Annotated in this window: 1 pseudogene; it reads right to left on the reverse strand. The window is 72.0% G+C overall.

The features are described from left to right. Nucleotides 1–276 (reverse strand): annotated as a pseudogene (locus tag BN1119_RS20690) (ABC transporter permease); the annotation flags it as partial. Nucleotides 277–296 lie beyond the last annotated feature (20 nt).

The following is a 296-nucleotide window of genomic DNA, read 5'->3' on the forward strand; positions in this document are numbered from 1 at the left end:
GTGGGGCATGGCCAGCAGCGGCGAGAGCAGGCGGCGCAGCAGGGCAAGGCCGCGCCCCTCGCCGTGGGCCAGCAGGAGGGCGACCAGGAGCAGGCTGATCAGGCTGGAGGCGAGGGCGGTCCAGAGACTGAGGCCGATGGAGGTCCAGAGCCCGGGCTGGACAAGGAGTCGAAGCCAGGGGGCCGGGGTCAGCCCCTGGCCCAGCAGGAGCAGCAGGCCGGCGAGCAGGGGAAGCCAGAGCAGCAGCCCCGTCACTGTCAGGATCAGCCGGTGCATCTAGTGGCCGTAACGCTCGG

The organism is Aeromonas bivalvium (assembly GCF_000819765.1).
GTDB lineage: Bacteria > Pseudomonadota > Gammaproteobacteria > Enterobacterales > Aeromonadaceae > Aeromonas > Aeromonas bivalvium.